Genomic DNA, 22,011 nt, shown 5'->3' with positions numbered 1-22,011 from the left:
CGATGAATGTGCGAACCGATCATGCCCGCAATCGATTCGTCGCAGTCCGACCGGCCACCGTCACGCTCCCGGCGTCGTCGCGGCGCACCCCGGACGCCTCGCTGCGGTTCCCGTCGGCGGCCGACTCCGCCGTCGCGCCGGTCGTGCCGGACCGCCGTCAGCTGCCCGCGGGCGACCGCGCGGCCCTGCTCATCGGCACCGCGGTGTACGACCACGCGGGCTACCCGCTGCTGCCCACGGCGGCGGCCGGGCTGCGGCAGCTGCGCCAGGTCCTGGAGCGTGCCGACGTGGGCATGGTCGACACGTGCCAGGTGGTCCCCGACGGCAGCCGCGGCGAGATCATGCGGGCCGTCGAGACGTTCCTCGACGAGCGTGCGCTGGCCGACACCGTCATCGTGTACCTCACCGGGTACGCGCAGGTGTCCGCCGCCGACGGCCGGCTCTACCTGGCCGCCGCCGACACCGACCCGGCCGATCTCGAGCGCACCGCCGTCCCGGCCGACTTCCTGCGCGACCAGCTGCAGGAGTCGCGCGCCGCCAGCAAGGTCGTGCTCCTCGACGCCTGCCTGCCGGGCGCCGAGACCGACCGGTTCGCCGTCCAACGCCGCCAGGTCATGCTCGAGCCGGCCGGCGTCTACGTGATCTCGGCCTCGCAGGTGCCGCAGCCGGCGGCCGCCATGGCGGAGCCGGTCACGCAGCTGGGTACGTCGCGGTTCACCGGCGAGATCGTCGAAGGGCTGCGCACCGGACGGGTCAAGCGCGGCCTCGGCCCGTGGGTCACCGCCGACGACCTCGCGACGTACCTGACGGCCCGGCTCACCGATCAGGGCGTCCCGGCCGAGCAGCTGCCGGCCACGTCGACGCTCGCGGTCGCCGGCAACCACGTCATCGCGCGGTCCGCGGTGCGGGCGCTCAGCCTGCTCGACGGCGACGGCGACGGCGTGCGCGGCGGCGGTCCCGAGGGCGGCAAGGGCGGCGGCGCCACCGCGACCATCGCGCCACCCGCCGCCGCGGGCGCCGGCGGCGCCGGCGCGTCCGACGGCGAGCACGGCGACCAGGTCGCCGACCCGGGCTGGCGCGAGGTCATCGCGTACTACCGCGCCTGCCTCGCCGAGGCTCCGTCGCCCGAGGCGATGCCCAGCCGCACCGGCGAGGCCGCCGACTGGTTCCCCATGTCCGACGGCGCCGAGCTGCTGCTCAGCGGCGCCGAAACGACCGCCCTCGCGCCCGCCGGCGTCGACACGTTCGACTGGAAGGAGCGCGACGTCTGGTACGGGTACCCGCTCGTCACGCTCGCGGGCGCCGGCCGCCGCAACTCCGGCGATCCGCTCGCCACGTCGACCGTCGCGCCGCTGCTGGTCCGCCGCGCCGAGGTCACCGTCGACGCCCGCGGGGCAGCGGCACTGCGCCCCACCGGCCCGGTGCTGCCGCACGCCGGGGTGCTGCAGGCCTGCCTCGACGACCAAGAGGCGGCCGGCGTGCTGGCGGCCTGGCGGCAGAGCTGGAAGGCCGGCGACCGCGACCAGATGCTGGTGGCGATCCGCCAGCTGGTCAAGCGGCTCGGGCTGGCCGAGCTGGACGAGCTGGACCCGGCCGCGCTGGGCGGCATCGAGCCGAAGGCCGCGAATCGCACGGGCGTGCACAACACCGCCGGCGTGCTGTACGTCGAGTCCGACCGCGCCGCCCAGCAGGCCGTCGGCGCCGAGCTGGGCGAGTTGGCCGAGCGGCTGGACGACGTGCCGGGCACGGCGCTGGAGTTTCTGGGCAAGCCGGTCGGGATGCGCACCACCACCCGCTCCGCCGTCGCGCCCGTGCTCCCGGCCGAGCTGAACGAGAGCCAGGAGGCCGTGGTCGCCGCGGCCATGTCGCGGCCGCTCACCGTCGTCACCGCGCCGCCCGGCACCGGGGCCGACGACGTCATCGTCGACGTCGTCGCCACCGCGGTCGCCGCCGGGCAGAAGGTGCTGGTGGCCTCGGCCGACGACGCCGCGCTGCAGCGGCTGGCCGGCCGGTGCGGCGACCTCACCACCGGCCTGCTCATCAAGACCGGCGACGCGCAGGCGCGGGCCGAGGAGAAGCAGGTGGTCCGCGAGCTGCTGCGCTCCACCAAGGACGAGCGGCGCGGCCGCGCCCGGGGCACCGTCGCCACCGAGCTGGCCGCCACGCAGGCCCAGGTCAAGGCCTGGCGCTACCGGCTGAACGAGCGCAACGACCTCGAGATCCTCATGCGCAAAACCACGACGGCGCGGGCGACGGCGGCCGAGCGGCTCGGCGTGCCGGCCGACGTGCTGGCCGCGGCGTGGCGCACCGACGACGCCGGGCTGAGCGACTGGATCGACCGCGCGCGCACCCTCACCGAGACCCACCTCATGAGCGGGCTGCGCCGGCGCAACCTGGTGCTCGCGTTCGTGCACGCGGTCAGCGAGGCCGGTGCCGACGGCGACACCATCCGCGAGGCGCTGCTCGACCCGGCCGCCTACGACACCCTGCTGCTGTTCGCGCGGGCCGAGGAGCGGCTGCGCGAGGACAAGCGCGAGGTGCTCGCCGTCACCGACGACGCGCTCGACCGCGAGGGCCGCGAGCTGGCGGCCCGGGTGGCGGAGCTGTCGGCCGAGCTGGTCTCCGTGGTCGTCGGCGAGCAGGCCGCGACCGCCCGCGAGCGGCTCGAGGCACGGCGCATCGCGCTGGAGCCGGGCGGCCGGAACCGGCAGGCCAGCCACCGCGATCTGCTCAGTCACCTGGGCGGCTGGGCCGTCACGCTCGAGGACGCCGGGCAGCTGGCGCTCGAGGCCGGCATGTTCGACCTCGTGGTCCTCCACGACGCGCACCGCGCGCCGGTGCCGGCCGCGCTGCCGCTGCTGTTCCGCGCGCGCCGGGCGCTGGTCATCGGCGACCCGCGCCAGCAGCTGCGCGCGCCCGGCCTCAGCGACCACCGGCTGCGCCGCGCCCGCCGGGCCGCCGGTCTCTCCGCCGGGTTCCTCGCCGAGCGGCGGCTGTCGTTCCGCGGCGACTCCGTCTACGACGCCGCGTTGCCCAATGTCGAGGAGCCGCTGCTGCTCGACGAGCACGACGGCTCGCACCCCGGCATCGCGCGGATCGTCGACGAGCACTGCTACGGGGGGCGGCTCACCGTCGTCACCGACGTCGGCGCGCTGCCCCGGGCGCTCGACCCCGAGACCGGCGACGCCACCCTGCTGCTCTGGGAGGACGTCACCGGCACGCCCGAGCGCGGCGCCAACGGCGGCTCGTGGCGCAACCAGGCCGAGATCGACCGCGTCGTGTGGGCGGTCAAGGAACTGCGCGAGCAGCTCCCCGACGACGCCACCGTCACCGTGGTCACGCCGTTCCGGGCACAGGCCGACGAGCTGCGGTCGCTGTTCCGGTTCGAGCCGGTGCCGGTGGCCTGCGTGGGCGACGGCGAGCCAATCGACTGCGACGCCGTCGTGCTGTCGCTGGTGGCCGGCGAGGACATGCCGGCCCAGACGGTCCGCTGGGCGCAGGGCCAGGCCGCGCTGTGGAGCGGCGCCGTCGCCCGCACCCGGGCGCACGTCGTCACCGTCGGGCAGCACGGGTTCTGGTCGCGGCAGGCCGGGCTGCCGGCGCTGCTCGCCCGGATGTCGTCGGTCCGGTCCTTCCACGTGCGGCCGAACCCGCCGGCGCCCATCGAGTCCGCGGTCTTCACCGACCCGCTCGTCGAGGCGCTCTGCGAGCGGCTCGCGGCCGCCGGCCACACCGAGGTCGAGCCGAACGCCGTCGTCGACGGCTACCGCGTCGACGTGCTGGTGCGCACGCCGTCGGGGAGCATCGCCGTGCTGCTCGACCGCGGCTGGCCGGGTGAGGACGCCGCCCGCCACCTGCGGCTGCTGCTGCGCCGGCGCCGGCTGCTGACCGGCCTGGTGCCGGAGTCGGGGCTGCCGCCGGTGACGAAGGTGCTGCGGGTGCCGACGTGGCAGGTGCGGTCCGGCGCGCCGATCGACGGGCTCATCGACTGACCGTTTCCTGGAGGTTCGTCTACACGTCATCCGCGGCGGGAAAGCTCGGCGGCACGTGCCCCGTGACGTCGAAGGGATCCCCCATGCGCATGCTCCGCACCGCACTGACCGCCGCTCTGGCAGTCTTGGGACTGATGGCAGCGACCGCACAGCCCGCCTCGTCGTCGGCCGGCCCGTCGCCGCGCGACCGGCCGCTGACGGTCATGAGCTTCAACATCCACCACGGCGTCGGAACGGACGGCCTGCTGAACCTGCAGCGGGTCGCCGACGTCATCAAGACCGAGGGCGTCGACGTCGTCGGCCTGCAGGAGGTCGACCGGCACTGGGGCGAGCGCAGTGATTTCGTCGACCAGGCCGCCTGGCTGGCCGACGAACTGGACATGCACGTCGTCTACGGCGCCAACCTCGACCTCGACCCGCTCCAGCCCGGCCAGCCGCGGCGGCAGTACGGCACCGCCATCCTGAGCGAGCGGCCCATCCGCGAGTGGGACAACACGTTCCTGCCCCGGTACGAGGGACACGAGCAGCGCGGCCTGCTGCGCGCCCGCATCAACGTGCGCGGCGTGTGGGTGACGGTCTACAACACCCACCTGCAGCACAACGACGCCAACGAGCGGCTGGAGCAGGTCGCGGCCATCGAGGAGCTCATGGGCGAGCCGTCGGAATCGGTGGTCCTGCTCGGCGACCTCAACGCCAGGCCGGACACGCCGGAGATCCGGACACTCGTCGACGAGCTGGTCGACACCTGGGAGGAGGCCGGCGTCGGCGACGGCTACACCTACCCGGTCGAGGACCCGAACGCCCGCATCGACTACGTCCTCACGTCCGAAGACGTGATCACCCGGACGGCCGCGGTGGTGACGACCGACGCCTCGGACCACCTGCCGGTGAAGGCGGACGTCCTGCTGCCCGGTTCGCACGTCGGCCTGGGGAACTGATCGGTAGGGCACGTTTCTGAACCACGAATCTGCCGGTCCGGGCAACCGGGCCGGCGGATTCGGGCACACGCGTGAAGGTGCCGATCCGCGTATCGTGGCGGTATGAATCGACGGTCAGAACGACATCGAGCGAAGGAGGAACCGGTGACGACTGTCACGGTGCCCAACGAGCTCCTGACCGTCGAGGAGTGGGATGCGATCGAGGAGACCGACGCCAACCGGTTGGACGCGCAGCCACCCGACGGCCTGGTCGCCCTTCAGCACATCGGCGTGACCATCGAGGCGCAGTTCCCACCGACGGAGCGTTGCCCGGACGTCGTCATGTTCCCGCGGGCGCAGGCGCACCTGAATGTGCCGCGGATCGACCCGGCGGCGGTCGACGACGGCCGGTTCGTCGCGTACGAGCTGGTCGGTGGCACGTACAAAGAGGTCGCCCGCGGCTCCGGCGTCATCACACTCGAACGGCCGTTCCCGGTGTCCGTCGACGTCGATGCGTTGCTGACCTTCGACTGACGCGATGCGCGCGTGGCGGGTCACGGCGCCCGGGCCGATGGCGACCCGGCCGCTGACGCTCGTCGACGAGACGGTCCCCGAGCCCGGCCCCGGTGAACTGCTGGTCCGGGTCCTGGCCTGCGGCGTCTGCCGCACCGACCTGCACGTCGCCGAGGGCGACCTGCCGGTGCACCGCCCGCACGTCGTGCCCGGCCACGAGGTCGTCGGCGAGGTGGTGAGCGGCGCCGACGGCGGGTTCGCCGTCGGCGACCGTGTCGGGATCGCCTGGCTGCGCGGCACCGACGGCACCTGCGCCTCCTGCCGCCGGGGTGCGGAGAACCTCTGCCCGGCGTCGGTCTACACCGGCTGGGACGCCGACGGCGGGTACGCCGAGTACGCCACCGTTCCGGCCGCCTACGCGCTGGCGCTGCCCGCCGGGTACGACGACGTCGAGCTCGCGCCGCTGCTGTGCGCCGGCATCATCGGCTACCGCGCGCTGCTGCGTGCCGAGCTGCCGCCCGGCGGGCGCCTCGGCGTCTACGGGTTCGGCGCCAGCGCCCACCTGGCCGCGCAGGTCGCGCTGGCCCGGGGCGCCACCGTCCACGTCATGACGCGCAGCCCGGCCGCCCAGGCCCTGGCGCTCGAGCTGGGTGCCGCCTCGGCCGGCGACGCCGCCGACCCGCCGCCGGAGCCTCTCGACGCCGCGATCCTGTTCGCACCGGTCGGCGACCTGGTCCTGCCGGCGCTCGCGGCCCTCGACCGGGGCGGCACGCTCGCCGTCGCCGGCATCCACCTCACCGACATCCCGCCGCTGAACTACGAGCGGCACCTGTTCCAGGAGCGGCAGCTGCGCAGCGTCACCGCCAACACCCGCGACGACGCCCGGGCGTTCCTCCGTCTCGCCGGCGAGCACCGGCTGCACGTGACCACGACGCCGTACCCGCTGGGGTGCGCCGACCAAGCCCTGGCGGACCTCGCGGGCGACGCGGTCACGGGTGCGGCGGTACTGCTCCCCGGTCTCGGCTGAGCGCCCGCCGTCGCAGCGCCGCCCGGAACCGCGGGGTCTCCGGCAGCCGCGCCAGCAGCGGCCCGGTCACGACGGTGATCAGCACGTACGTCGTCACCAGTGGCGCCAGCGTGGGCTCGATGCCGGCACTCACCGCCAGCCCCGCGATGACCACGGAGAACTCGCCGCGCGGCGCCAGCGCCAGCCCGGCCCGCCACCGTCCGGGCTCGCCGATCCCGGCCCGCCGGGCGGCGAGATAGCCGGTCAGCAGCTTCGTCCCGATGGTGACGACGGCGAGTGCGAGCGCGGGCAGCAGCACCGGCCCGATGTCGGCGGGGTCGGTCCGCAGCCCGAAGAACACGAAGAAGATCGCCGCGAACACGTCGCGCAGCGGGGTCAGCAGCTCCGACGCATGCTCGGCGACCGGGCCGGAGATCGCGATGCCGACGAGGAACGCACCCACGGCCGCCGACACGTTCACCTGCTCGGCCACGCCGGCGACCAGCATCGTCAGCCCCAGCACGCCGAGCAGCAGAGCCTCGCGCTGCCGCGGTGAGAACAGCGTCGAGATGACCCGGCCGTAGCGCAGCGCGCCATAGAGGATGACCAGCGCCGCGGTGACGGCGATGGCCATGGTCCGGGCGCCCTCGGCCAGGCCGGCGCCGACCACCAGGGCCGAGAGCAGCGGCAGGTAGAACGCCATCGCGAGGTCCTCGATGACCAGGATCGACAGCACCACCGGCGTCTCGCGGTTGTTCAGCCGGCCCAGGTCGCGCAGCACCTTGGCGATGACGCCCGACGACGACACCCAGGTGACGCCGGCCATCGTGACGGCGGCCACGGGGCCCCAGCCGAGCAGCAGCGCGAACGCCGCGCCCGGCAGTGCGTTGAGCAGCGCATCGAACACGCCGGCCCACGCCGACCGGCGGATGCTCGTCAGCAGCTCACCGGCGGAGTACTCCAGGCCCAGCATGACCAGCAGCAGGATGACGCCGACCTCGGAGCCGACCTCGAAGAACTCCTCACTCGCCGACAGCGGCAGCAGCCCGCCGTGCCCGAACGCCAGCCCGGCCAGCAGATACAGCGGGATCGGCGAGAGCCCGGCGCGACCGGCGATGCGGCCCAGCAGCCCCATGCCCAGCAGGAGCGCGCCGATCTCGATCAGCAGCGTGGTGGTCTCGGCCATCGGTGCCGCGGGCGGTCAGTTCGCGCCGTCGGCGATGATCCGCGTCAGCTCGTCGAGGCCGGAGCGGGTGCCGACCGCGACCACGGTGTCGCCGGCGCGCAGCCGCGTCTCGGGGCCCGGCGACGCAACCACGCTGCCGTCGCGCAGCAGCGCCACGATGGAGGCGCCGGTGCGGGTGCGGGCCCGGGTGTCGCCGAGCGCCCGGTCGACGTACGGGGAGTCCGCGGCGATGACGATCTGCTCGGTGAACACGCCGGCGGCGTCGCGCAGCGCCGAGAGCTGGCCGAGCATGACCGACGCGCCGAGCAGCTCGGCCAGCGCCTCGGCCTCGCCTTCGGTGAGGGTGACCGGGTCGCGGCAGGAGTCGGGGTCGTCGACCTCGAAGACGGCGAGCGTGCGCTCGCCGGAGCGGTGGGTCAGGACACTGACGCGGCGGCCGGTCTCGGTGAGCACGTCGTGCCGTACCCCGATGCCGGGCAGGTCGACCTGCTCGATGCGTACTGCCACGCCTTCGACATTACCTCCGGCGCCCGGCCATGACCGGGGTGACCACGGATGGCGCGGGCGCGCGGCGGCGCGAACCGACAACGGGTTGAACGCCGCGGGCCCCCGTCACTGACACCGCGGCGAATGACCCGCCGGCACAGGAGACACATGACTGACGCTGCACGCGATGCCGTCCCGGATCAGCGTGCGCGGCTTCCCGCTGGTCACAGTGAGGCCGGACGGCATGCCGGGCTACATTCCGCAGTGGAGCCACCACACCAGCGACGACCTGGTCGCTGCGCTGCCCGTGGGGCTCCAGGTGCGAAGCTGCGTCGAACCGCGATTCGGTGACGTGGCCGATCCCGGCAGCCCACCCGAGCCGATCCCGGCCGGGACCGTCGCCGATCCGTGGCTTCTGCACGGCCGGGCGCCGAAGGCCACGCATGCGGCCCATCGCGATCTGCCGATCGCGATCTTCTGGCGCTTCCAGCTCGGCTGACGCCGCTCACGGTCGTGCGCGTCAGCGGCCGTCCAGCGCCTTCAGCATGCGCTTGAGCGCGACCTGCCGATACGAGCCGTCGAGAAGCTCGCCCACCTCGGCCCAGTCGACGTCGGCGGCCGTGAAGTCGAAGGAGAGCCAGCCGCTCGGGCCGTAGTAGGCGGGCACGTAGAAGCGCGGGTCCTGCAGCAGCGCGGCCCGCTCGGCGGGTTCGGGCTTGAAGATCACCGCGAACGGGTGGTCGTCGTTGCCCTCGAAGACGGCGAAGATCCTCTTCCCCGCGCGGAAAGTCGGCCGGCCCCACGCCTCGACCTCGGCCGCCTCGGGGAAGCGCAGGCAGGCGGCGCGCAGCTCGGCCAGGTAGGGGTCGTCGTCGCTGTACATCCGCGGGTGGGCCACGCCGCCAGCGTAGCGGCGTCCGATTCCTTCAAGACCGGTCCGCGGACCGCGCCGTAGCGTCGTCGTCATGACACAGCCACGTTTCGCGGCCATCGGGTTCCCCGTCGCCGACATGGCGCGCTCGCTGGAGTTCTACCGCGCCCTCGGCCTCGACGTGCCGGACGGCGCCGAGGACACGCCGCACGTCGAGATCGCGCTCGCGCCGGGCGTCAAGCTGCTCCTCGACACCCATGCGACCATCGCCTCGTTCGACTCCGGCTTCACCCCGCCCGACGGCGGCAGCGCCAGCCTCGCGTTCGACTGCGGCGACCCCGCCGGCGTCGACGCCATGCACGAGAAGCTCACCGCAGCCGGGTACGAGTCCCATCTCGCCCCGTGGGACGCGTTCTGGGGGCAGCGCTACGCCGTCGTGCACGACCCGGACGGCAACGGCGTCGACCTGTACGCGGCGCTGCCGGCGGACTGACGGCCGGCGCCGCCGCTCACGCCACCAGCGACGTCAGGGTGACGCCGGTCAGCGACCGCACCTCGCGCGAGAGGTGCGCCTGGTCGGCGTACCCGGCCGCGTAGGCCGCCTCGGCCGCCGCCGTGCCGGAGCGGCCCAGCTCGAGCGCCCGGTGCAGCCGCAGGATGCGGGCCAGCGTCTTCGGGCCGTACCCGAACGCGTCGAGGCTGCGGCGGTGCAGCTGCCGCGCGCTCAGCCCCACCTCGCGTGCGACCTCGCCGACCGCGGCGCCCTGGCCCAGCCGCTCGGCCACCCGTTCGACGACGGGGTCGGCCTGCGGCGCCGCGCCCAGCCGGTCGTGGGCGAACGCCTCGATCAGGCCGCCCGGGCCGGGCGCCTCGGCCAGCCGCTCGGTCAGCCGGCGCACCTGCGCGGCCGGCCAGAGCTGGTCGAGCGGGACCCGCTGGTCGCGCAGCTCGTGTGCGGGCAGGCCCAGCACTCGCGGCCCCACCCCGGACCCGAACCGCAGCCCGACGAACGGCGTGCCCGGCTGCCACAACGCGATGTGCGCGACGGTGTCGGGCCCGGCGACCGTCAGCCGGCCGCCCGTCCACAGCAGGTCGAGGCAGCCGTCGGGCAGCACCCGATGCGTCTCGGCGACCTGCACCGTCGACGACCAGAGCACCGCGTGCGGGATGCGCGAAGGGCGTTCGCGGTACATGTTTCCACTCTGCCACCCGGCTCCGACAGCCCGGTCCGAGATGATCACGTGCTGCACGAGATCCCGTGTCGCCCTACGCCTGCAGTCGTGGTGGAGCCCGGGTGATCGTGGTGGTCGGCCCACCCTCGCGCGCCGGTCAGCGGAACCGGGCGCGGTATTCGCGCGGCGTCATCGCCTTGAGCTCGCGGAAGCGCCGGTTGAAGTTCGAGAGGTTGCCGAACCCGCACGAGGCGGCGATGTCCGAGACCGCGCGGTCGCCGTCGGCGAGCAACCGGCAGGCGGCGCCGATGCGCAGCTCGGTGAGGTACGCGGTGAACGTGCGGCCGGTGGCGCGGCGGAAGAACCGGCTGAACGCGGTGGGGGACAGGTGGGCGACGGCGGCGACGTCGTCGACGGCGACCGGCTCGGCGTAGTGGGCGTGCAGGTAGCCGAAGACGTCGTCCATGCGCCGGCTGTTCGGGCGGCCGGGCGGGCGGTAGCCGGCGCTGACCAGTGGCCGTCCCGGCGCGCCGTCGGCCAGCCGGACCAGGGCGTCGAGCAGACCGAGCGTGCCGTCGGCGCCGGTCCGTGCCGCCAGCTCGGTCAGCCGGCGGACGGTCGGCTCCGGCGCGGGCAGCTCCAGCCCGCGCCCGGCGGCGGTGATCAGCCGCCCGGCCGCCGCGAACTCCGTCGCGTCGAACAGCCCGGGCCCGAGGAAGTCCGCCCGGAAGTGCACGACCACCGCCTCGTGCCGTCCTGGCGCCGCCGACACGAAGGCGTGCGGCACACCGGCGCCGAGGAGGGTGAGCTGACCGGGCTCGTACGGCTCGATGCTGTCGCCCGCGTAGCGCGTCCCGGTGCCCGCGGTGATCAGCGTCAGCTCGACCTCCGGGTGGAAGTGCCAGCTGAACGCGAAGGCGGTGCTGCGGAACAGGTGCCGCTTCCACGAGAGCCCGCCCGTGGTGCCGATGTGCTCGAGGGCCGGGCGCATCCCTCGACGATACGGCGCCGCGGGCGCACCGCGGGTACCCCTGCATTCATCGCCGCGCGGCTGTTCGGCACGACCAGAACGGGTCGTGGAGCTCGATCGGCACCTCGTCGCGGTGGCGCTGGTCGTGCGTCGTGATCCGGTACACCCGTGGCGGCGGCGCGCAGCTCGTCGCAGCCGCCCGGCCGGTCGCAGTACCCGACGATCACCCGCCGACCGTATCGGCCGACGGAGAGGTCAGGAGAGTACCGGAAGTCGGTGCCGGCGGCGTGGTGGCCGGCGGGCCGGCGCCAGCAGCATGGACGTGGGCGCCCTGCCGAGACCCCTCGTCCCAGGAGGACCGATGACCACCACCTCGCCGACCGCCCTCGACACCCCCTACGACCTCGCTCCCGGCCGGATCGCCGCCTTCGAGCGCGACGGCTTCGTCCATCTCGGCGGCGTGCTCGACCCGTCCGTCGTCGCCGGCTACGAGCCCGAGATCACCGCGAAGGTGATCGAGCTCAACACCATGCACCTGCCGATGGCCGAGCGGTCCACCTACGACAAGGCATTCCTGCAGGTCGGCAACCTCTGGCAGCACAGCGACCTGGTACGGGAGCTGGTTCACTCGCGCCGGCTGGCCCGGATCGCCGCCGAGCTGCTGGGAGTCGACGGCGTGCGGCTGTACCACGACCAGGCGCTCTACAAGGAGCCCGGCGGCGGTGTCACGCCCTGGCACGCCGACCAGTACTACTGGCCGCTGGCGACCGACCGGTGCTGCACCATCTGGCTGCCGTTGCAGGAGACCCCGCTCGAGATGGGGCCGCTCGAGTTCGCCGCCGGCAGTCACCGGTTCGAGTTCGGCCGCGACCTCCCGATCAGCGACGAGTCCGAGGCGGCGCTGCAGGTGGCGCTGGCCGAGCAGGACCTGCCGGTCGTGACCGAGCCGTTCGCCCTGGGCGACGCCAGCGTCCACCTGGGCTGGACCTTCCACCACGCCGGCCCGAACACGGCGGCCGGTCCGCGGCGGGTGATGACCGTCATCTACATCGACGCGGACATGGTGGCCGCCGAGCCCGTCAACGAGCACCAGGCGGGCAACCTCGCCGCGTCGCTGCCGGACGTCAGGCCCGGCGAGCCGGCGGCCGGCCCGCTGAACCCGGTGCTCTACCGGCGCTGAGCGCGACGACGGCCGGCACATCGGCCGGCACATCGGCCGTCAGGACATCAGCGCGTTGAGGTCGCCGTAGGCGAGCCCTCCCTCGACCGCGGTGTAGGTGCCCTGCTCGAACAGCTCGTTCGCGGCGCGCTGGGCGACGGCATAGGCCGCGGCCGCGACGGACGAGCCGAGACTGACGCGGGCGACACCGGCGGCCGCGAGCTCGGCGACCGGAGGAGCGCCCGGCCCGGCCAGAACGTTCAGCGGGCCGTCGATCTCTGCTGCGAGCCGCGTCACCGTCGGCGCGTCGACGACGCCGGGGACGAAGACGCCGGAGGCGCCGGCCTGGAGGTAGGCCTGCGCCCGGGCGACGGTGTCGGCGAACCGGGAGTCGGGGTCGCCCACGGCGCGCAGGTAGGTGTCGATGCGCGCGTTGACGTAGAACGGCACGCCGGCCGCGTCAGCGGCGGAACGCGCGGCGGCCAGCCGCTCGGCCTGCTCCTTCGGGTCGCGCAGCGCGGCCGGGTCGCCGGGGTGGACGTCCTCGATGTTCGCCCCGGCGGCGCCCGCGGCCAGGACGCCGCCGGCCGTGACCCCGACCTCGGCCGGCGTGGCGCCGAACCCGCTCTCGATGTCGGCCGTCACCGGCACGCGCACCGCCGCCACGACCCGCGCGGTCAGGGCGAGCATGCTGTCGCGGTCGATGTGGTCGCCGTCGGCGGCGCCGAGGGCCCAGGCCACGCCGGCGCTGGTGGTGGCGACGGCGGGCGCGCCGGCGGCCTCGACGATGCGGGCGCTGAGCGGGTCCCAGGCGTTGGGCAGCAGCAGCGGCGTACCCGGGCGGTGCAGCGCGGTGAAGGCGGCGGCGGTGTCGTACGCAGTGGTCATGTCCCGCATCCAACCAGCCGGGTCCGACAACGTCTGGCGGTTTCTCGCCGTCGATGCCGCCGTACTGCCGCCGCCGTCCGGAGAGGGCGTTAGCGTGGGGTCGTGACCGAGCAGCCATTCGTCATCGTCGGCGCCGGGCTCGCCGGCGCCAAAGGCGCCGAGGCACTGCGCGACCAGGGATACACCGGTCCGCTGGTGCTCATCGGCGACGAGCCGGACCGCCCCTACGAACGTCCGCCGCTGTCCAAGGACTACCTCCTCGGCAAGGCCGAACGCGACGCCGCGTTCGTCCACGACGAGGGCTGGTACGCCGAACACGACGTCGACCTGCGGCTGGGCACCCGGGTGATCGAGATCGACCCTCGCACGCGCACCGTCGTCCAGGACGACGGCGGCACCGTCCGCTACGCGAAGCTGCTGCTCGCCACGGGGTCCAGCCCGCGCCGGCTCACCCTCCCGGGCGCCGACGCCGAGCGCGTGCACTACCTGCGCAAGCTCCCCGACTCCGACGCCATCAAGGCGACCATCGGGTCGAGCCGGAAGCTGCTCGTCGTGGGCGGCGGCTGGATCGGTCTCGAGGTCACCGCGGCCGCACGCGAGGCCGGCGTCGAGGTCACCATCGTCGAGTCGCAGGAACTGCCGCTCATCGGCCCGCTGGGTCCGGAGCTGGCCACGGTCTTCGCCCGCCTGCACACCGAGCACGGCGTCACCCTGCTCACGCGCAGCGGCGTCGAGCGGTTCACCGTGGGCGCCGACGGCGTCAGCGGCGCGGTCCTCGCCGACGGCACCCGGCTCGCGGCCGACGCCGTCGTGGTCGGCATCGGCGCGGCGCCGAACCTGCAGCTGGCCGCCGGCGCCGGCCTGCGCGTGCACTCGGGCGTCGTCACCGACGCGCGGCTGCAGAGCAGCGACCCCGCCATCGTCGTCGCGGGCGACATCGCCGAGGCCGACCACCCGCTGCTGGGTCCGGGCATCCGGGTCGAGCACTGGGCCAACGCGCTGAACCAACCGGCGGTCGCGGCGTCGACCATGCTGGGCGGCGACGCCGTCTACGACGAGCTGCCCTACTTCTTCACCGACCAGTACGACCTCGGCATGGAGTTCCACGGCCTGGTGACGAAGGACCACTATGACGAGGTCGTGTACCGCGGCGACGTCGCGGCGCGCGAGTTCGTCTCGTTCTGGCTGCGCGACGGCCGGGTCGTCGCCGGTATGAACGTCAACGTCTGGGACGTCGGCGAGCCGATCAAGGCGCTGATCCGCTCCGGCGAGCCGGTCGACGTCGCCCGGCTCACCGACACCGACGTGCCGCTCGAGGACGTCCTGCCCACCTAGGAGCTGCCGTGCGCGACCAGACCGCCCGCCGGCTGTCCCGCCTGCACATCGCCCTGTACCGGGCGACCCGAGGGCTGCTCGGCCGGCGGCTGGTGCGCAACGACATGCTGCTGCTGACCACCACGGGCGCGCGGACCGGGCGGCGGCACACCGTCCCGCTGCTCTACCTGCGCGACGACGAGCACCTGGTCGTCATCGCGTCGTGGGGCGGCCGGCCCCGGCACCCGCAGTGGTACACCAACCTGGTCGCGCACCCCGACGTCATCGTGCAGGTGCGCGGCCGCCGCTGGCCGGCCAGGGCGCGCACCGCCGACCCGGACGAGCGCGCGGTGTGGTGGCCGCGCGTGCTCGCCGCGTACAAGGGCTATCGGCTCTACGAGTCCAACACCGACCGCGTCATCCCGGTGGTGCTGCTGCACCCGCCGTCGCCGCCCTGAGTCGGTCGGACCCCCGTGGCAAGGTGGGGGTATGGATCGTTCGTATGTGGTCACGGGCGGCGGCCGCGGGGTCGGCCGGGCCGTGGTCGAGCGGCTGCTCGGCGCCGGCGCCACGGTGGTGGCGCTCGACCTCGACCCGACGGCGCTGCACTGGCTGCGCGACCATCCGGCCGGCCTGCGCGCGCTGGCGGTGGCGGGCAGCGCCGCCGACCCCGGCGTCGCCTGGCATGCCGCCGACCTCGCCGAGTCCGCGGCGCCGCTGGCCGGCTGGGTCAACAACGCGGCGGTGTTCCGCGACGCGTCCGTCCACACCACCGACGCCGCCGAGACGTCGCGGCTCATCGCCCTGAACCTCGACCCCGTGCTCGTCGGCTGCACCACCGCGGTCCGGCGGTTCCTCGCGCACGGTCAGGGCGGGGCCATCGTCAACGTGTCGTCGCACCAGGCGCAGCGGGCGGTGCCGGGGTCGCTGCCGTACGCCACGGCGAAGGCGGCGGTTGAGGGGCTGACCAGGGCGCTCGCGGTCGAGTACGGCGCGCGGGGCGTCCGGGTCAACGCGGTCGCGCTGGGGTCCATCGCTACCGAGCGCTACGACGCCTACCTCGCCGGGCTGTCGCCGGCAGCGGCCGCCGAGGTCGAGGCGCAGCTGCGCCAGCTGCATCCCGTCGGGCGCGTCGGCCGGGTCGACGAGGTGGCCGCCGTGGTCGCCCACCTGCTCTCCGACGACGCCTCGTTCGTCAACGGCGCGACGGTGCCGGTCGACGGCGGGCGTGCGGCACTCGGGCTCGATCCGGAGGCACCCGCGTGACACACGAGGAGCCGGGCATGACCGGCGACGAGCTGGGGCCGACGGCCTCCCCGAGGAGTCGGTGCGGGGACGGCGGGAGCGCGCGACCGTACATCGGCGCGCCCGGCCCGACGACCCCGTGTCCGGCTACATGTCGGCGGGGTCCACGACCCGGCGCACTTCCACGAGGTCCAGGGCCGCCTCGGGCAGCAGCGCCGCGATCTCCGTCGCCCGCTCCACGCTCGCGCACTCGACCAGGTAGAAGCCGGCCAGCACCTCTTTGGCCTCGCTGAACGGCCCGTCGGTCACCGCGGGCACGCCGTCGCGCACCCGCACGGTCCGGGCCGCCTCGACGGTGAGTCCTTGCGAGGTGACGTACTCACCCGAGGCGATGAGCTGCTCGGTCAGCTCGCGGTGGGCGCGCATGTGCTCGGCGCCGGCCTTGTCGCCGTCGTAGATCCGCTGCCACGTCTCGTCGGTCCCGTAGATGAGCATCATGTACTTCACGAGCGGCAGCCTAAGCCCGCGGGTTCCTACTATGGACGGCGTGGGACGCCCGAACAGCACGGTGGTCGTGATCGTCGGCGAGCAGGCGGGCCGGGTGGTGGCCGCGCTCGACGGGCTGGCGAACGTGCGGGCGGTCCCGCACGCGGCCGGCGACGACGGTGGCCGGCGGGTCCGCGAGGCGGCCGCCCAGTCGCACGCCGCCTACGTCGTACACGATCTCGATCCGCTCGCCGGTGTCGGCGCCGCGTGGGCCGGGTTCTTCGACGGCACCGCGCCGACCGGCACGCTCGAGGTCGCCGTCGAGGCCGCGCTGAGCGCACTGCGCACCGAGGCCTCCGCGCTGCCGGACTACTACGTCGTCCTCGACCCGGACGGGCTCGGCGACACCGCCAAGCACTGGTGGTTCGGCGTGCTCGCGGGCGCCTCGCCGAACCGGGTCGTGCCGGCCGCGCCGTCGGCGGCCGCCGTCCGCGACCTGCTGGCCGGCCTCCACTCCGGGCGCTGGTGGCCCGACCCACCGGACCAGTGGCTGCGCGGCCTCGGCGGGGTGGTCCCGGACCGCGCCCCGCTGTCCGCCGGCTGACCCGTCCCACCACCACTCCAGGTTGATCTTGGAGTGACCGCGGTATCGATCGGACATATCGGCCGCCGACTCCACGTTTTCTCCACCATCGACTTGCGAGTGGGAGGCGTCCGCGTATTGACAAATTGAACTGTCAATTCGATGATGGGTCGCATGGCCGCGATCACCTACCTCGAGGAGCCGGCCGAGGTGCGCGCCGCGCTCTCTCCGCCGCGGCGCGAGTTGCTGACGGCGCTGCGCGAGCCGGCCTCGGCCACTCAGCTGGCGGCGGCGCTCGGGCTGCCGCGGCAGCGGGTCAACTACCACCTGCGCGTGCTCGAGGCGGCCGGGCTGGTCGAGCTGGTCGAGGAACGCCAGCGGCGCGGCTGCGTCGAGCGGATCCTGCGCGCCAAGCCGGGCGCGCTCGTCGTCGACCCCGCGGTCATGTCCGGCGACGGCGACCACCGGGACCGCTTCAGCCAGATCCAGGACCAGTACGCCGCCGAGCACCTCGTCGGCGTCGCGGCCGGCGCCGTGCGCGACGTCGCCCGCATGCAGGCCAAGGCCGACGAGTCCGGCAAGCGGCTGCTCACGTTCACCATCGAGGCCGAGGTGCGCTTCGGCGCGCCCGGCGACGTCCACGCCTTCACCGACGAGCTGACCGAGGCGGTGCGCCGCACTGTCGCCCGTTTCGACACCGGCGACGGCAGGCCGTACCGGCTGGTCGCCGGCGGCTACCCGGCGCCGGCCGCCACAGAGCCCACGGACGACACCACCGAGGAGACCATCCCATGACCGAGCAGGACCGGCCCGTCATCCGGGTCACCGTCGCCGCGCCCGTCGACGAGGTGTGGCGCGCGCTGCGCGAGAAGGACAAGATCCGGCACTGGCACGGCTGGGACGACCCCGGTCTCGACGCCGAGATCGACCTCATCTACTTCCAGAGCTTCGTCGAGGACGAAGGGGCCCGCACGCTCGGCGTCCAGGAGGGCGACCACATCGTCCTCGAGCCCGACGGCGACGGCACCCGGGTCACGCTGACCAGGGCGCCGCGCGGCGTCAGCCCCGAATGGGACGCCTACTACGACGACATCACCGAGGGCTGGACCACGTTCCTCCAGCAGCTCCGCTTCTTCCTCGAGCGCCAGCCCGGCGCGCCGCGTCGCACCGTCTTCCTGGCCGGCACCACGGCCGGAGCGCCGCCGCTCCTTCCGGAACTGGGGCTCGACGGCGTCGCCGTCCAGCCGGCGGGCAGCGCGTTCGAGGCGAGGCTCGCCGGGCAGGACGTCAAGGGCGAGGTCTGGTTCCGCTCGGCGCACCAGTTCGGCGTCACCGTCGATGCGTGGGGCGACGGGCTGCTGGTGGTCGCGTACACGGAGCCGACCGCCGAGAAGCCGGCCGGGACCGCGATGGCGCTGCTCAGCACGTACGGACTGGACGAGGCGGCGTACGCGGAACTGGCCGGGCGGTGGGGTGCGTGGTGGGGCGGGCGCTATCCGGCGCCGGCCGGGCCCATCCCCGGCACCGAGGCGCCCGAGGCCTGACGCGCGCGGTAGGCGCGGACCTTGGCGATGCTGCCGCATGACCGGCCGCCCGGCCCGCCGGCGGTCATCAGGCACCAGCGCTTGCTGCCGTTGCGGGTGTGGTCGTAGAACGCCCAGCGGCAGTCGGGGCAGGTCTTCAGCCGGGCCCAGCGGCCGTCGGCGATCGCCGTCACGACGGTCACCAGCAGGTCTCCGGCCGGGCCACCGTCGTGCCGGTACCGGACGGCGCCGTCCTCGACCCGCGGGTGCGTGGCGGTCCGCTCGATCCACCGGTTGACGACGGCGTCGGCCGCGGCCCGGCCGTCCAGGACGGCACGCAGGTCGTCGCGGAGGTCGCGGACGGCGGCGCGGTAGGCCGGTGTGGTGACGGCGTGCGCGGCGGCCCACGCGTCGAACCGGTCGTCGGGCCGGCGGGTGTCGTTGGGGATCAGCCAGCTGTTCAGCAGCTCGCGCACGTCCTCGAGTGCACCCGGCGCTTCCTGGTCGCTAACCACGTAACTAGTTTAGTGGTTAACCTGGACCTCATGATGACCGGGGACGGAGTGGAACGCGAGCTGATGTGGTCGGCGCTGAGCTGGCCGGCCACCGAGCACCTGATGCTGCGGGCCGGCGCCGACGGGGTGCGGGCCGACGGGGTGATCGTCGCGCTGGACGGGCGGCCGACCCGGGTGGCGTACCGCATCGAGGCCGGCCCGGACTGGTCCGTGCGACGGCTGACGCTGACGACGAACGGTGAGCCCGACCTGGTGCTGGAGCGGCGCGACGGCCAGCGCTGGTACGACGCCGCCGGCGCCGAGCGGGCCGACCTCGCCGGCTGCGTCGACGTCGACATCGCGCTGACGCCGTTCACCAACACCCTGCCGATCCGCCGCCTGGGCCTGTCGGTCGGAGAGGCGTCGGCGGACCTGCGGATCGTCTACGTGCAGGTGGACCGCGGCCTGACCACCGAGGCGGTGAGTCAGCGCTACGTCCGGCTGGCCGACAGCCTCTACCGCTACTCGTCCGGCGACTTCACCGCCGACCTGACGGTGGACGCCGACGGCCTGGTGGTCGACTACCCGGAGCTCTGGCGGCGGATCGCCTGACCATCGCCGGCTCGGCTCAGGAGCGCGGCCGCCGCGGCGGCGATGCGGTCGACGTCGCCGCGCTCGGCCGGCGGCAGCGGCACCCCGGACTCCTCGCGGGCGGCGGCCGCCGCGGCCAGCAGCTCGGCCGCGCCCGCGCCATCACCGGTCAGCGCGTGCACGCCGGCCAGCCCCTCGAGCGCGAGCGCGATGGCCCGCAGGTCGCCGGCCGACCGGGCCGCGGCCAGGCCGTCGAGGTGCAGCGCCCGGGCCGCCTCGGCGTCGCCGCGCAGCTCGGCGACGAAGCCCAGCTCGGCCAGGATGAGGGCGGCACCGAGGTCGCCGTCGGCGTCGAGGCACCAGTCCAGCCAGGTCCGCAGGTGCCGTTCGGCGTCGTCGAGCCGGCCCTGCCGCCGGGCCGAGAGCGCGAGCCCGACCTCGGCGAACTGCTCACCCCGGCGGTGCGCGTGCCGGGCGGCCAGCTGCCGGGCGCGCTCGTGCAGGTCGTCGGCGGCCGCGTGGTCACCGCGCAGCAGCGCGACGCGGCCCTGCCCGGCCAGCTGGTAGGAGAGCTCCGTGGCCAGTCCCAGCTCCGTGGCGATGCGGACGCCGTGGTCGTGCAGGGCGGCGGCGCGGTCGTAGTCGCCCTCGATCTCCGCGCGGGCGGCCAGCGTATCGGTGACCCGCAGCAGTCCCCAGCGATCGCCCAGCTCGTCGAAGAGCGCGGCCGCTTCGTCGGCGGACCGCAGCCCGGCGTCGGCGGACCCGAGCGGGCGGGCGAGGTCGGCACTCAGGCTCAACGCCGCCGCCTGGCCCCACCGGTCGCCGAGCCGCCGGAACGCCGTCAGCGCCGCCGCCACCCGCCGGACGTGCGCCGGCACGTCACCGACGCCCACCAGTCCGAGGCTCAGGAACCAGCGCGCCCAGGCCAGCCCGGCGTCGTCGCCGGTGCCGGCGAACCGGGCCAGCGCCGCCTCGGCGTACTCGGCCAGGCCGGGATCCGCGCCGAGCTGGACGGCGAACCCGGCCTCCCACGCGCCGACCCGGGCGCGCAGCCCGCCGTCGACGCCGTCGCCGCCGGCCGGCTCGACCGCGAGCGCGGCCGCCGCCGACCGCCGTCCCTCACCCAGCCGGCCGCGCAGGAACCAGTACCAGCCGAGCGCGTCGACCAGCCGCAACGCGGTGTCCGCGGCGCCGGTGCGCACGGCGTCGTCGAGGACGGCGCGCAGGTTCGCCGACTCCGCGTCGAGCACGTCCAGCCAGTGCCGCTGTTCGGGCCCGCGCAGCCCGCGGTCGGCCCGGGCGGCGAGGGCCAGCAGGTGGTCGCGGTGCCGCCGCCCGACGGTGCCGAGCTCGCCGGCCGCGCGCAGCCGCTCGCCCGCGTACGCCGCGACGGACTCGAGCAGCCGGTAGCGCGGGCCGGTGGCGGTGGGGACGACGGTGACCAGCGACCGGTCGGCGAGCCGGCCGACGAGGCCGGCGACACTGGTCGCGGCGAGGTCGTCGCCGGCCGCGACGGCCTCGGCTCCGGCGAGGTCGCACCCGTCGGCCGACACCGCGAGCCGCCGCAGCACCGTCCGCTCCGGCTCGGTGAGCAGCTCCCAGCTCCAGTCGATCATCGCCCGCAGCGTCCGCTGCCGCTCGGGCACGCCGCGCTGCCCCGCGGCGAGCAGCTCGAACCGGTGGTCGAGCCGGGCCAGCAGCTCGCGCTCGCCCAGCGCCCGGACCCGGGTGGCGGCCAGCTCGAGCGCCAGCGGCAGCCCGTCGAGGCGGCGGCAGATCTCGGCGACGGTGTCGCGGTCGAGCTCGCGGCCGGGCGCGGCGGCGCCGGCCCGGGCCAGGAACAGGTCGACGGCGTCGGTGGCCGGATCGAGCGGCGCGACCGGCGCGACGACCTCGCCGGGCAGGCCGAGCGGGACCTGGCTGGTGGCGAGGACGCGCACGCCCGGAGCGGCGCGCAGGACCGCGGCGGCGACGTCGGCGACGTCGGCCAGGTGCTCGCAGTTGTCCAGGACCAGCAGCAGCTCGCGGGTCCGCAGTGCGCCGGCCAGCCGGGCGACGGGGTCGGGGCCCGCCTCGGTGCGCAGCTCGAGGATCCCCGCGATGACCTCGGCGACGGCCGCCGGGCCACTCGCGCGCAGGCCGGCCAGCTCGACCAGCCAGCCGCCGTCGCGGTGGCCGGCGGCCGAGCGGGCCGCCTCGAGGGCCAGCCGGGTCTTGCCGACCCCGCCGGGGCCGGTCAGCGTGACCAGCCGGTGTGCGGCGAGCCGGGCGGCGACGTCGGCGACCGCCTCGGCCCGGCCGACCAGCGGCGTCAGCGGCACCGGCAGGTGGCCGGGCCGCTCCGCGACGGCGGCGGTTGCCGAGCGGATGCCGTCGCCGATCAGGGCCGGGTCGTGCGCGAGCACCGCGGCGTGCAGCTCGGCCAGGGCGGGGGACGGGTCGACGCCGAGCTCGTCGGCCAGCAGCGCACGCAGTTCGGCCAGGCTCGCCAGCGCGTCGCCCTGCCGGCCGGCGGCGTACAGCGCCCGCACGTGCGCCGCCCGCAGCCGCTCACGTAGCGGCGCCGCACCCACCCACCCCACCAGTTCGCCGGCCAGCGCACCGTAGTCGCC

23 protein-coding genes are annotated in these 22,011 nt (G+C 74.9%); 14 read left to right on the top strand and 9 right to left on the bottom strand.

What is annotated here, in order from left to right; translation table 11 throughout:
- The first annotated feature begins 2 nt into the window (after positions 1 to 2).
- The 4 genes from E1212_RS11435 (at position 3) to E1212_RS11420 (ending at position 6,449) form a co-directional block, all read left to right on the top strand.
- Positions 3 to 3,992, top strand: a complete 3,990-nt coding sequence (locus E1212_RS11435) for an AAA domain-containing protein (RefSeq protein ID WP_131982437.1) — start codon at positions 3 to 5, stop codon at positions 3,990 to 3,992.
- A 134-nt stretch (positions 3,993 to 4,126) separates the two neighbouring features.
- Entirely contained in the window at positions 4,127 to 4,930 is an 804-nt protein-coding gene (locus E1212_RS11430) for an endonuclease/exonuclease/phosphatase family protein (protein WP_203416758.1), read from the top strand.
- Between the two features lie 144 nt (positions 4,931 to 5,074).
- A complete protein-coding gene (locus E1212_RS11425; RefSeq protein WP_131982433.1) occupies positions 5,075 to 5,443 on the top strand; it encodes a hypothetical protein in 369 nt (122 codons plus the stop codon).
- A gap of 4 nt (positions 5,444 to 5,447) precedes the next feature.
- Positions 5,448 to 6,449: a zinc-binding alcohol dehydrogenase family protein gene (locus E1212_RS11420; protein WP_131982431.1), complete on the top strand. Its 1,002-nt coding sequence runs from the start codon at positions 5,448 to 5,450 to the stop codon at positions 6,447 to 6,449.
- Here the strand turns inward: E1212_RS11420 and E1212_RS11415 are convergent.
- Both E1212_RS11415 and E1212_RS11410 read right to left on the bottom strand, forming a co-directional pair.
- Positions 6,412 to 7,614 carry a cation:proton antiporter gene (locus E1212_RS11415; RefSeq protein WP_131982429.1) on the bottom strand — a complete coding sequence of 401 codons (1,203 nt, stop codon included), beginning with the start codon at positions 7,612 to 7,614 and terminating at the stop codon, positions 6,412 to 6,414. The two genes, E1212_RS11420 and E1212_RS11415, sit on opposite strands and share 38 nt — an antisense overlap.
- 15 nt (positions 7,615 to 7,629) lie before the next feature.
- Positions 7,630 to 8,121, bottom strand: coding sequence for a cation:proton antiporter regulatory subunit (locus tag E1212_RS11410; RefSeq protein WP_131982427.1), 492 nt, complete (start codon positions 8,119 to 8,121; stop codon positions 7,630 to 7,632).
- A gap of 166 nt (positions 8,122 to 8,287) precedes the next feature.
- Here E1212_RS11410 and E1212_RS11405 point away from each other — a divergent pair, with 166 nt between their 5' ends.
- Positions 8,288 to 8,599 (top strand): hypothetical protein, encoded by a 312-nt coding sequence (locus E1212_RS11405; protein ID WP_131982425.1) that lies wholly within the window; start codon positions 8,288 to 8,290, stop codon positions 8,597 to 8,599.
- Positions 8,600 to 8,620: 21 nt separating this feature from the next.
- Here the strand turns inward: E1212_RS11405 and E1212_RS11400 are convergent, their stop codons facing one another.
- A complete protein-coding gene (locus tag E1212_RS11400) occupies positions 8,621 to 8,983 on the bottom strand; it encodes an MmcQ/YjbR family DNA-binding protein (RefSeq protein WP_131982542.1) in 363 nt (120 codons plus the stop codon).
- Between the two features lie 82 nt (positions 8,984 to 9,065).
- On the opposite strand from E1212_RS11400, the gene E1212_RS11395 reads away from it, so the two are divergent.
- A complete protein-coding gene (locus E1212_RS11395; protein WP_131982423.1) occupies positions 9,066 to 9,464 on the top strand; it encodes a VOC family protein in 399 nt (132 codons plus the stop codon).
- 16 nt (positions 9,465 to 9,480) lie between these two features.
- On the opposite strand, the gene E1212_RS11390 is transcribed toward E1212_RS11395, so the two are convergent.
- Both E1212_RS11390 and E1212_RS11385 read right to left on the bottom strand, forming a co-directional pair.
- Entirely contained in the window at positions 9,481 to 10,164 is a 684-nt protein-coding gene (locus tag E1212_RS11390) for a helix-turn-helix domain-containing protein (RefSeq protein WP_131982421.1), read from the bottom strand.
- 136 nt (positions 10,165 to 10,300) lie between these two features.
- The gene (locus tag E1212_RS11385) at positions 10,301 to 11,134 is read right to left on the bottom strand and encodes an AraC family transcriptional regulator (RefSeq protein ID WP_131982419.1); all 834 of its coding nucleotides are present in this window, start codon (positions 11,132 to 11,134) and stop codon (positions 10,301 to 10,303) included.
- A gap of 340 nt (positions 11,135 to 11,474) precedes the next feature.
- Here E1212_RS11385 and E1212_RS11380 point away from each other — a divergent pair, with 340 nt between their 5' ends.
- Complete coding sequence (locus tag E1212_RS11380; RefSeq protein ID WP_131982417.1) at positions 11,475 to 12,293, top strand: phytanoyl-CoA dioxygenase family protein; 819 nt, start codon at positions 11,475 to 11,477, stop codon at positions 12,291 to 12,293.
- A gap of 39 nt (positions 12,294 to 12,332) precedes the next feature.
- On the opposite strand, the gene E1212_RS11375 is transcribed toward E1212_RS11380, so the two are convergent.
- On the bottom strand, positions 12,333 to 13,160 hold the full coding sequence (locus E1212_RS11375) for an isocitrate lyase/PEP mutase family protein (RefSeq protein WP_131982415.1): 828 nt from the start codon (positions 13,158 to 13,160) through the stop codon (positions 12,333 to 12,335).
- Between the two features lie 102 nt (positions 13,161 to 13,262).
- Here E1212_RS11375 and E1212_RS11370 point away from each other — a divergent pair, with 102 nt between their 5' ends.
- Genes E1212_RS11370 through E1212_RS11360 form a run of 3 tightly spaced genes read left to right on the top strand, consistent with a single transcriptional unit; the run spans position 13,263 to position 15,740 of the window.
- The gene (locus E1212_RS11370) at positions 13,263 to 14,495 is read left to right on the top strand and encodes an NAD(P)/FAD-dependent oxidoreductase (RefSeq protein ID WP_131982413.1); all 1,233 of its coding nucleotides are present in this window, start codon (positions 13,263 to 13,265) and stop codon (positions 14,493 to 14,495) included.
- An 8-nt stretch (positions 14,496 to 14,503) separates the two neighbouring features.
- Entirely contained in the window at positions 14,504 to 14,932 is a 429-nt protein-coding gene (locus E1212_RS11365; protein WP_162605425.1) for a nitroreductase family deazaflavin-dependent oxidoreductase, read from the top strand.
- 31 nt (positions 14,933 to 14,963) lie between these two features.
- Positions 14,964 to 15,740: an SDR family NAD(P)-dependent oxidoreductase gene (locus E1212_RS11360; protein ID WP_131982409.1), complete on the top strand. Its 777-nt coding sequence runs from the start codon at positions 14,964 to 14,966 to the stop codon at positions 15,738 to 15,740.
- 126 nt (positions 15,741 to 15,866) lie between these two features.
- On the opposite strand, the gene E1212_RS11355 is transcribed toward E1212_RS11360, so the two are convergent.
- A complete protein-coding gene (locus tag E1212_RS11355; RefSeq protein ID WP_203416764.1) occupies positions 15,867 to 16,217 on the bottom strand; it encodes a YciI family protein in 351 nt (116 codons plus the stop codon).
- Positions 16,218 to 16,266: 49 nt separating this feature from the next.
- Here E1212_RS11355 and E1212_RS11350 point away from each other — a divergent pair, with 49 nt between their 5' ends.
- The 3 genes from E1212_RS11350 to E1212_RS11340 all read left to right on the top strand — a co-directional run bounded on the left by E1212_RS11350 (position 16,267) and on the right by E1212_RS11340 (position 18,332).
- Positions 16,267 to 16,809 (top strand): hypothetical protein, encoded by a 543-nt coding sequence (locus E1212_RS11350; RefSeq protein WP_131982405.1) that lies wholly within the window; start codon positions 16,267 to 16,269, stop codon positions 16,807 to 16,809.
- A 153-nt stretch (positions 16,810 to 16,962) separates the two neighbouring features.
- Positions 16,963 to 17,583 (top strand): winged helix-turn-helix domain-containing protein, encoded by a 621-nt coding sequence (locus tag E1212_RS11345; RefSeq protein WP_203416756.1) that lies wholly within the window; start codon positions 16,963 to 16,965, stop codon positions 17,581 to 17,583.
- Positions 17,580 to 18,332 carry an SRPBCC family protein gene (locus tag E1212_RS11340; RefSeq protein ID WP_131982403.1) on the top strand — a complete coding sequence of 251 codons (753 nt, stop codon included), beginning with the start codon at positions 17,580 to 17,582 and terminating at the stop codon, positions 18,330 to 18,332. The genes E1212_RS11345 and E1212_RS11340 overlap by 4 nt, the downstream gene beginning before the upstream one ends.
- Here E1212_RS11340 and E1212_RS11335 read toward each other — a convergent pair.
- Complete coding sequence (locus E1212_RS11335; protein ID WP_131982400.1) at positions 18,281 to 18,826, bottom strand: CGNR zinc finger domain-containing protein; 546 nt, start codon at positions 18,824 to 18,826, stop codon at positions 18,281 to 18,283. The genes E1212_RS11340 and E1212_RS11335 overlap by 52 nt on opposite strands.
- A 30-nt stretch (positions 18,827 to 18,856) precedes the next feature.
- On the opposite strand from E1212_RS11335, the gene E1212_RS11330 reads away from it, so the two are divergent.
- Entirely contained in the window at positions 18,857 to 19,417 is a 561-nt protein-coding gene (locus E1212_RS11330) for a putative glycolipid-binding domain-containing protein (RefSeq protein ID WP_131982398.1), read from the top strand.
- On the opposite strand, the gene E1212_RS11325 is transcribed toward E1212_RS11330, so the two are convergent.
- The coding region (locus E1212_RS11325; protein ID WP_131982396.1) for an ATP-binding protein at positions 19,387 to 22,011 on the bottom strand (2,625 nt) is incomplete at its 5' end. The genes E1212_RS11330 and E1212_RS11325 overlap by 31 nt on opposite strands.

The sequence above is a fragment of the Jiangella ureilytica genome (assembly GCF_004348545.1).
GTDB lineage: Bacteria > Actinomycetota > Actinomycetes > Jiangellales > Jiangellaceae > Jiangella > Jiangella ureilytica.
The sequence above is the reverse complement of the archived record's forward strand: the minus strand, read 5'-3'. Positions and strand labels throughout refer to the sequence as shown.

Excerpts from the sequence above, each read along its gene's own strand:
- E1212_RS11435 (WP_131982437.1), top strand. The coding sequence starts at position 3 with ATGAATGTGCGAACCGATCATGCCCGCAATCGATTCGTCGCAGTCCGA.
- E1212_RS11430 (WP_203416758.1), top strand. The coding sequence starts at position 4,127 with ATGGCAGCGACCGCACAGCCCGCCTCGTCGTCGGCCGGCCCGTCGCCG.
- E1212_RS11420 (WP_131982431.1), top strand. The coding sequence starts at position 5,448 with ATGCGCGCGTGGCGGGTCACGGCGCCCGGGCCGATGGCGACCCGGCCG.
- E1212_RS11415 (WP_131982429.1), bottom strand. The coding sequence starts at position 7,614 with ATGGCCGAGACCACCACGCTGCTGATCGAGATCGGCGCGCTCCTGCTG.
- E1212_RS11405 (WP_131982425.1), top strand. The coding sequence starts at position 8,288 with ATGCCGTCCCGGATCAGCGTGCGCGGCTTCCCGCTGGTCACAGTGAGG.
- E1212_RS11400 (WP_131982542.1), bottom strand. The coding sequence starts at position 8,983 with ATGTACAGCGACGACGACCCCTACCTGGCCGAGCTGCGCGCCGCCTGC.
- E1212_RS11395 (WP_131982423.1), top strand. The coding sequence starts at position 9,066 with ATGACACAGCCACGTTTCGCGGCCATCGGGTTCCCCGTCGCCGACATG.
- E1212_RS11390 (WP_131982421.1), bottom strand. The coding sequence starts at position 10,164 with ATGTACCGCGAACGCCCTTCGCGCATCCCGCACGCGGTGCTCTGGTCG.
- E1212_RS11385 (WP_131982419.1), bottom strand. The coding sequence starts at position 11,134 with ATGCGCCCGGCCCTCGAGCACATCGGCACCACGGGCGGGCTCTCGTGG.
- E1212_RS11380 (WP_131982417.1), top strand. The coding sequence starts at position 11,475 with ATGACCACCACCTCGCCGACCGCCCTCGACACCCCCTACGACCTCGCT.
- E1212_RS11375 (WP_131982415.1), bottom strand. The coding sequence starts at position 13,160 with ATGACCACTGCGTACGACACCGCCGCCGCCTTCACCGCGCTGCACCGC.
- E1212_RS11360 (WP_131982409.1), top strand. The coding sequence starts at position 14,964 with ATGGATCGTTCGTATGTGGTCACGGGCGGCGGCCGCGGGGTCGGCCGG.
- E1212_RS11355 (WP_203416764.1), bottom strand. The coding sequence starts at position 16,217 with ATGATGCTCATCTACGGGACCGACGAGACGTGGCAGCGGATCTACGAC.
- E1212_RS11345 (WP_203416756.1), top strand. The coding sequence starts at position 16,963 with ATGGCCGCGATCACCTACCTCGAGGAGCCGGCCGAGGTGCGCGCCGCG.
- E1212_RS11340 (WP_131982403.1), top strand. The coding sequence starts at position 17,580 with ATGACCGAGCAGGACCGGCCCGTCATCCGGGTCACCGTCGCCGCGCCC.
- E1212_RS11330 (WP_131982398.1), top strand. The coding sequence starts at position 18,857 with ATGATGACCGGGGACGGAGTGGAACGCGAGCTGATGTGGTCGGCGCTG.